Origin of the sequence: Nocardiopsis halophila DSM 44494 (assembly GCF_000341245.1) — a bacterium.
GTDB lineage: Bacteria > Actinomycetota > Actinomycetes > Streptosporangiales > Streptosporangiaceae > Nocardiopsis_A > Nocardiopsis_A halophila.
The window spans coordinates 1-1,431 of sequence record NZ_ANAD01000262.1 but is presented as its reverse complement, the minus strand read 5'-3'; the positions used below and the strand labels follow the sequence as shown (position 1 = coordinate 1,431).

1 pseudogene is annotated in these 1,431 nt (G+C 79.0%); it reads right to left on the bottom strand.

Going from position 1 to position 1,431, the window contains the following annotated elements:
• Nucleotides 1-1,395 (bottom strand): annotated as a pseudogene (locus D450_RS0128090) (hypothetical protein); the annotation flags it as partial.
• Nucleotides 1,396-1,431: the final 36 nt, after the last annotated feature.

The window sequence follows — 1,431 nt, the reverse complement described above, 5'->3', positions numbered from 1 at the left end:
GGTGGCCTCACCGGCCGCCCGGCGCGCCTCGGCGGCCGATACGACCCGCTCGCTGGCCTCCCCGCCGTCACCGTCGCCGACGGCGCCGATCCGCTGGTCGGAGTCGATGTGACCCCGGGGCGCACCGGGTGCCGCCTCGTCCGCCTCGGGCGCCTCGGCGCGCCCGGCCGGCGGCGGGGTCGGATCGGCACCGGGCAGCGCCGATGCGACCGGGCCGCCACCGCCGGGGCCGCGCCCGTCCAGCCAGGCCTGCAGGGCCTCGGTGCCCCGGCCCGCCAGGGCCCGCACCCGCTCCTCGGAGGCCTGCTCCAGCACCCGGGCCACCACGCGCTCCAGCCGCTCCTCCTCCCCCTCCACGGGGGCGGGGGCGTCGGTGGCGGGCACGATCGGCAGCACCCGCGCCCCCGGCGCCGGGTACACCGGCCACACCGCGGCCGGCGGCTGGCCGGACACAGCCGGAGCCGGATCCGCCGTGGCGGCGGCGGGGGCGGGGATGTGCTCCCCGGCGGCCAGGGCCTCCAGGCGCGCCCGCTCGGCCGCCCACTGGTCGGTGCGCCAGGCGGCGGTGTTGGAGGCGATGACCTCCCGGATCACCGTGGCCACCCCCCAGGAGGCGACAGAGGCGCCGAACGCGATCACCGCGCCGATCACGCCGACCGCGCCGAGCAGCCCGGTGTCGCCGACGACGATCCCGGTCAGGTTGAGCGCCACGCTCGCGGCCAGCAGCACCAGCACCGCGGCGCGCATCCCGGCCAGCACCCGCCGCCCGTCGCCGGCCTCGTCCAGCGCGGCGCCCTTGTGGTGGGTGCGGATGACCGCCTGGAACGTGGTCATGAGCACCACCGGGACGGTCAGTAGCACCTCGGCCAGCGCGCCGACCCCTACGGCCGCGGCCAGCGGCCAGGACCCAGCCGCGAGCGCGGCCACCCCGACCGCACTCGCGGCCGACCCGGCCAGGGCCACCCCGGTCAGCGCCCGCCGGATCCGCGGGCCCGTCTTGTGCAGGGACAGCGCGGACGCGGCCGGGTTGTCCGCCTGCTCGTAGGCGTCGATCGCCACCAACGTGGCCTCAGCGGTGTCGGCGCGCGCCTCGGCCGAGCGCTGGGCGCGCGCGCCCCGCTCCTCGGCGGCCCGGCGGGCCCTCCGGGCCTGGGACAGGTCGGCCTCGGCCCGCTCGCGCTGTTCGGCCAGCACCGCGTGCGATACCGCGTCGGCGGTGGCCACCCGCTCGGAGAGCAGGCGGGGGTTGGAGGCCGGGTCGGCGGCCAGCACCGCGTCGTCCACCTGCGACATCTCGCGGGCGGCGCTGGTCAGCTCCTCCCAGGTGCGCACCGCCTCGGCCGGAGCGGCGTCGTCCTGGCCCGGGGGCGGGCCGCTCTTCCACAGCAGCCGCATGTCAGCTCACCTCCTCGATGTACAGGTGGGGCCAGG